The 6,984-nt window shown below is 75.4% G+C and carries 2 protein-coding genes; both read right to left on the bottom strand.

Annotated features, from left to right (window positions below; translation table 11 throughout):
* Positions 1-3,126, bottom strand: a 3,126-nt coding sequence (locus PPSIR1_RS40940; protein ID WP_006977229.1) for a type I polyketide synthase, incomplete at its 3' end; no start/stop codon positions are given.
* On the bottom strand, positions 3,119-6,984 hold a 3,866-nt coding region (locus PPSIR1_RS40935), incomplete at its 5' end, for an SDR family NAD(P)-dependent oxidoreductase (RefSeq protein WP_006977228.1). The genes PPSIR1_RS40935 and PPSIR1_RS40940, both read right to left, overlap by 8 nt.

Below are 6,984 nucleotides of genomic sequence, written 5' to 3'. Positions count from 1 at the left end.
GGCGTGGAGGGTCACCTCGCCGTCGAGGGGCTCGCTGCTCGGTCGGCTGACGATCTGCAGCGCGCGGCGCCCTTGGGCGTCCGGGGCGTCGAGCACCACCTGCAGGGTCTGGTCGGCGTCGTCGAGGACCAGCGGGCTCGTCAGCAGCAGCTCGTCGATGCCCAGGGCCTTCGAGTCGGGCCAGGCCAGGCGCGCGGCGGACAGGGCGAGGTCGATGAAGCCCGCCCCGGGCAACAGCGCGCTGCCCTGGACCCGATGATCGCCGAGCCAGGGGTGGCGCCGCAGGGACAAGTTGGTGGTCAGCACGAGCTCGTCGCGCTGGCCCACGCGGGTGACCGCGCCGAGCAAGGCGTGCCGGACCGGGAGCATGCCGGCGCTGTCGAGGTCGTCCCGGGCGCCGCCGTGGGCCAGCGCGTCGATCCAGTAGCGCTCGCGGGCGAAGGCGTAGGTCGGCAGGTCGACGGGGCGGGGCGCGTAGGCCTCGAAGTGGGCGGACCAGTCGACGGGGCCGCCGGCGCAGTGCAGCTCGCCCAGGGAGGTGAGCGCCCGGGCGAGGCCGCCCTCGTCGCGGCGCAGGGTCCCGAGCACCGCGCCGCGGGCCTCTCGGGCGTCGAGCACCTCGGCCATGGCCAGGGTCAGGACGGGGTGGGGGCTGACCTCGACGAAGACCGCGTGGCCCTCGTCGATGGCCGCCTCGATGGCCTCGCCAAAGCGCACGCGCTGACGCAGGTTGCGGTACCAGTAGCCGGCGTCGAGCTCGGCCCCGTGCACGGGCGCGGCGGTCACCGTGGACAGCATGGGCAGCTCGGCGGCCCGGGGCTCGAGGGCGCCGAGGCGCGCGAGCAGGGCCTCGCGGGTGCGCTCGACGGCGCCGCAGTGCGAGGCGTAGTCGACCTGGATGGCCCGGGCGAACACGCCCTCGGACTGGAGCAGGGCGAGCAGGGCGGCGACGGCCTGGGGCTCGCCCGACACGACCGAGGAGCCCGGGCCGTTGTCCACGGCGACAGACACGGGCAGCGCGGGCGCGTCGGCGAGGCGGGCCTCGAGCGCCGCGGCCGGTTGAGACACGAGCGCCATGGCCCCGGCCCCGCGCAGCTGCTCGGCGATGATCTGGCTGCGCAAAGCGACCACGCGGGCGGCGTCCTCGAGGCTCAGCGCCCCGGCGACGCAGGCCGCCGCGATCTCGCCCTGGGAGTGGCCGATGACCGCGTCGGGGGTGACCCCGAGCTCGCGCCAGACCGCGGCGAGGCCGAGCATCATGGCGAACAGCGCGGGCTGGATGACCTCGACGGGGGCGAGGGCCTCGGGATCCTCGCTGCGCAGGCGCTCGATCAGCGACCAGCCGGTGAGCGGATCGAGGGCCGCGGCGCAGGCCTCGAGGGTGCGCCGGAACGCGGGGGATTCGTCGAGCAGGCCGCGGGCCATGCCGAGCCACTGGGAGCCCTGGCCGGGAAATACGAACACGACCTGGCCGTCGGCGCGGGCGGTGCTGCGGACGAGCTGGGGGGCGGCCTCGCCGGCCTCGAGGGCTTCGAGGGCCTCGGCCAATTCTTCGGCGCTCGAGACCACGGCGCAGGCGCGGTGGGCCATGGGCGTGCGCGTGGTTGCGAGGGCGTGGGCGAGGTCGAGGAGCTCGGTCTGGGCGCCCTCGCTGCTGGCGATCTGACCCGAGACCTGGGCCCGCAAGCGCGCCGCCTGCCCGACGAGGGCGGCCTCGCACTGACCGGAGACCGGCACGGCCCAGACTCGCCGGGAGGCGCGCTCGCGCGGCTCGGGCTCGGGCGCGGGCGGGGCCTGCTCGAGGATGACGTGGGCGTTGGTCCCCGAGATGCCAAAGGAGGACACGCCCGCGCGGCGCGGCGCTGGCCCTGAGCCCCACGCCGTCAGCTCGCGCACCGGGCTCAGGCCCTCGCCCATGGCCACGTAGGGGTTGACGTGGCGCAGGTGCAAGTTGGGCGGCAGGGCCTCGTGCTCGAAGGCCAGCAGCACCTTGATGACCCCGGCCAGGCCCGCGGCGGCCTCGAGGTGGCCGATGTTGCTCTTGACCGCGCCGAGCCACAGCGGGCTCCGACCCTCGCGCTCGCCGAGCACCGTCGACAGGGCCTGGACCTCGATGGGATCGCCGAGGGAGGTGCCCGTGCCGTGGCACTCGACGTAGTCGAGCTCGTGGGCCTCGAGCCCCGCGTTGTCCAGGGCCTCGCGCAGCAGCCGCTCCTGGGCGAGGACGTTGGGCGCGGTCAGGCCCGTGGAGCGGCCGTCTTGGTTGACCGCCGAGCCGCGGATCACCCCGAGGATGCGGTCGCCGTCGCGGCGCGCCTCGGACAGGCGCTTGAGCACCAGCATGCCCGCGCCCTCACCCCGCACGAAGCCGTTGGCGCGGCTGTCGAAGGTCTTGCAGCGCCCGTCGGGGGCCAGGGCCTGGGTGTGCGAGAGGGCCTCGGTGGTCCGCTCGGTGAGGATCAGGTTGACGCCGCCGACCAGGGCCAGGGTGGAGTCGCCCACGCGCAGGCTCTGGCAGGCGAGGTGGATGGCGACCAGCGAGGTCGAGCAGGCCGTGTCCACGGTCATCGCCGGGCCCTGGAGGCCGAGCACGTAGGAGATGCGCCCGGCCGCGGGGCTGTCGGCGTTGCCGAGCAGGTCGTAGACGCTGGGCTGGTCCGGGTGGATGAGCGCGACGCGGTCGAGGTAGTCGAGCTGGCTCATGCCGACGAACACGCCGGTCTTGGTCTCGCGCAGTCTAGCGGGGACGATCGGCGCGCGCTCGAGGGCCTCCCAGGCCAGCTCGAGCAGCATGCGCTGCTGCGGATCGAGGACCAGCGCCTCCCGGGGCGAGATGCCGAAGAAGGCGGGGTCGAAGCCGTCGACGCTGTCGAGCAGCCCGGCCCAGCGCGGCACGCCCTCGGGCCACGGCCCGAGCAGGCGCGCGTCGGGGACCTCGCGGATCATGTCTCGACCGGCGCGCAGCGTGTCCCAGTAGGCCTCGGGCGTGGGCCCGCCGGGGAAGCGGCAGGCGGCGCTGATGATCGCGATGGGCTCGCGCTTTTGGGCCTCGAGGGTGGCGACGCGCCGTTTGAGCTGGCGGATGGCCGCGAGGGCGCGCTGGGTCAGGGTCGTGGCGTCAGACATGGTCGTGGATCTCCGGGGTCGCGCGACCGTCGAGGCCGTCGAGCAGGTCTTCGAGGTCCTCGAGCTCGGCGCGCAGCAAGGCCGCGGCGGTCTCGAAGTCGAGCTCCGAGGGGTCGAGCGCGTCCGCGGGCGAGGGATCGACCGCGACCGTGATGGGTTTTGGCTTGGGTTTGGGTTTGGGTTTGGCCTTGGGCTTGGACTCGGCCGCCGCGCCCTCGCGCATGCGCGCGAGCAGGTGCTCGGCGAGCTCTCGGGGGGTCGGGTAGGTCCAGATCACCGTCGCCGGCAGCTCGACGCCGGCGCTGCGCTGGACCCGGTTGCGCAGCTCGATGCCCATGAGGCTGTCGACGCCCAGCTCCCCGAAGGGCTTGCTCGGGTCGAGCGCGTTGGGGTCGGCCCGGGTGACCTTGGCGATCTCGGCGAGCACGAACTCGACGAGCAGCTTGCGCCCGCCGCTGGCCGAGCTGGCGCGCACGGCCTCGAGCAGGGCGGCCGCGGCCTCGCCCTCGCCGCTCGAGCCCGGGGCGGATCCAGAGCGCGCGTCGGACTCGGCGAGGGCGGCGAAGTAGGGCCAGTTCTCGGCTCCGGGGGCGAACGCGATCCACTGCGCGGCGTCGATGGGGCAGGGGGCGAGGTGGGTCGCGTCGCTGTCGACGAGGCGGGCGAAGATCTCGACGCCCTCCCGGGGGTCGAGGGCGAGCAGCCCCCGGGACGCGCTGCGATCGGTCCGCACGGTCTCGGCCGCGGCCAGGCCGACCTGGCTGAACACGCCCCAGCCCAGGGCCAGCGCCGGCAGGCCGCGGGCGCGGCGGTGGTGGGCGAGGGCGTCGAGGAAGGCGTTGGCGGCGACGTAGTTGCCCTGCCCGGGGCTGCCGAGCACCGAGGCCGCGGAGCTGTAGAGCACGAAGAAGTCGAGGGGCGTCTCGAGGGTCGCGCGGTGCAGGTTCCAGGCGCCGGCGACCTTGGGCGCGAGCACGGCCTCGAACTGGGCGGGCTCGAGGCTGGCGAGGGTGCCGTCGTCGAGGACGCCGGCGGCGTGGACGACCCCGCGCAGCGGCTTGTCGGCGGGCAGGGTTGCGAGCAGGGCCTCGACGGCCTCGCCATCGGCCACGTCGACGGCGTGGGCCTCGACGGAGCAGCCGAGGGCGCGCAGCTTTTCGACGGCCTCGCGCTGCGCCGGCGAGTGGGCGCCCCGGCGACCGCACAGGGCGAGGTGACCCGCGCCCTGCTCGGCGAGCCAGCGGGCGAGGGCTAAGCCCAGGCCCCCGAGGCCGCCCGTGATGAGGTAGCTCCCGGTGACGCAGACGCGCTCGCGGTCTTCGGCCAGCGCGGCCGGGACCTCGATGGTCGGGTTGGGCTCGTCGACGTGGACGACGAACTTGCCGATGTGCCGGCCGCGGCCCATCTCCCACATGACATCGGCGAGCTTCGACAGCGGCGCGTCCGTGCGTGGGAGCGGGCCGAGCACGCCCGCGCGCGCGTGCTCGAGGACCTCGGCCAGCACGGCGCGGACCTTGGCGGGCGCGCGCAGGTTGAGCTCGCCGATGTTGACGAGGGCGTAGACCAGGCCGCGGGCGAAGCCGGCCATGCCCAGCTGGGCGTTGGCCAGGGCGTCGCGCAGGCCCAGCTCGACGAAGCGACCGCCGGGGCGGAGCAGGCCCAGGCCCTTGCGCATCAGCGGGCCGGCGAGGCTGTTGAGCACGACGTCGACGCCCTCGCCCCCGGTCCACGCGAGCACCTCGTCGGCGAAGCGAGCCGAGCGCGAGTCGGACACGTGGGCGATGCCCTGGTCCCGGAGCCACTGGCGCTTGTCTTCGGTGCCCGCGGTCGCGTAGATCTCGGCGCCGACGTGGCGGGCCCACTGCAGCGCGGCCTGACCCACGCCGCCGGTCGCCGAGTGGATCAGCACGCGCTCGCCGGCCCGGAGCCGGGCGACGTGGTGGAGGCTGTAGTAGGCCGAGACGTGGGCGACGGGCAGGGTCGCGGCGTCGGCGAGGGACAGGCTCAGGTCCTCGGGCAGGGGGACGACCAGGGTCGCGTCGGCGACGACGTGGGTGGCGAAGCCGTCGGCGCACATGGCCACGACGCGCTGACCGGGGCGCAGGCCCAAGTCCTCTGCCTCGAGCTCGGCACCCACGCGGGCGACCCGGCCGGCGCACTCGAAGCCCAGGCGGATCCGCGGATCGTCGTCGTCCTCGGCCTGGATCGGCGGGACCACGCCCTGAGCCAGGAGCACGTCGCGGAAGTTGAGGCCGGCCGCCTCGACGGCGAGCTCGACCTGCCGGGGTCCCAGGGCCTCGGGTCGGACGAAGTGCGTCAGGGCGACGCTGTCGAGGGTGCCGGGTTCGCCGATCTCGACGCGGTAGGGGCGGTCGCCCGCGGGTTCGCTGCGGGTCTGGGCCGCGGCCGGCGGGGCGACGCGCTCGAGCCGGGCGACCTCGACGGCGCCCTCGCGCGCGCGGACCTGATCCTCCTCGGTGGTCGAGAGGGCCAGGGCCGCGAGGGCGTCGAAGCCAGCCGCGCCGTCGAGGGCGTCCAGGTCGACGCGCAGCGGCCGGAGCTCGGGGTGCTCGGAGTGGATCGTGCCGCCGAGCCCCCAGGTCAGCGCCTGCTCCGGGCGCAGGCCTGTCTGGGCGCCGTGGGTCACGAGCACGAGCCGCGGCGCGACGCGGAGCGAGCGGACGCCGAGGAGCTGGACGAGGGTCAGGGCGCCGAGCCAGCCCGCGCGGCCGAGGGTCTGCTCCGTCTCCAGGGAGGGATCGTCGAGGGCCCAGGCGCTGACGATGCCGTGCACGCCGTCGAGGCGCGTGAGGGCCTCGTCGAGGGCGGCTTCGATGGCCTGGGGATCCTCGGAGGGGAGGGTGAGCGCGAGGACCTCGGCGCCCCGGGCTTCGAGGGCAGCATCGATGCGCGCGATCACCTCGGGGCGTCGACCCTCGCTGCACACCAGCCAGGTCGGGCGCTCGACCCCGTGCACGGCGGCCGGCAGCGCGTCGAGGTGGGCGCTCAGATCGAGCGCGCGCCACTGCACGGCGAGCAGGGCGTCGGCGAGGGGATCGTCCGCGGCGGTCTCGGCCTGGGTGGCGACGGTCTGCAGTCGCAGCCCGCGGAGCCCACCGAGGGGGCTCCCGTCCTCGCGCCACAGGGTCAGGTCGAGGGTCCGCTCGCTCGGCGAGGCGCCCGCTCGGGTGTGGGCGTGGCACCACAGCGGGGTCTGGCCCGGGCGCGCGCGCAGCTGGACGCGCTCGATGCCCACGGGGAGCTCCAGCGGCGCGGCGGCCCCCTCGAGCTCCTCGCCGCGCGCGGCCAGGGAGACCTGCAGGCACGCGTCGAGCAAGGTCGGGTGGATGAAGTGTTCGCCGACGGGGCCCGACGCTTCGGGCAGCACCAGGCGCCCCAGGGCCTCGCCCGAGCCCGTCCACAGCGCCTCGACGCCGCAAAAGGCCGGGCCAAAGCGCAGGCCCTGGCGGCCGGCGCGGGCGTAGTGCTCGGCCTTGGTCGGGCCTCGCTGCAAGCGCGCGCGCAGCTCCTCGAGCGCGGGGCCGTCGACGGGCTGGGCGGCGTCGTGGGCCAGGCCGACCTGGGCCGAGCACAGCGGCCGCCACTCGTCGCCGTGGGCCTCGCTGCACGCGACCCGCCAGCTGCCCGAGCCCTCGGCCGTGAGCGCGACCTGGAGGGTGCTGCCCCCGTCGCGGAGCACCAGCGCCTGGTCGAAGGCGAAGTCCTCGACGACGAGCTGGGCCTGGGCCCCGGCGAGCTCGCGCCCGCAGGACAGGGCGATGTCCACGAAGCCAGCGCCCGGGAAGATGACGGCTTCTTCGACCTGGTGATCGGCGAGCCAGGGCGTGGCCGCGGTGG

It is taken from the genome of Plesiocystis pacifica SIR-1 (assembly GCF_000170895.1).
Classification (GTDB): Bacteria; Myxococcota_A; Polyangia; order Nannocystales; family Nannocystaceae; genus Plesiocystis; species Plesiocystis pacifica.
Note: the sequence above shows the minus strand (reverse complement) of the source record. Positions and strands in the feature narration are given on the sequence as shown.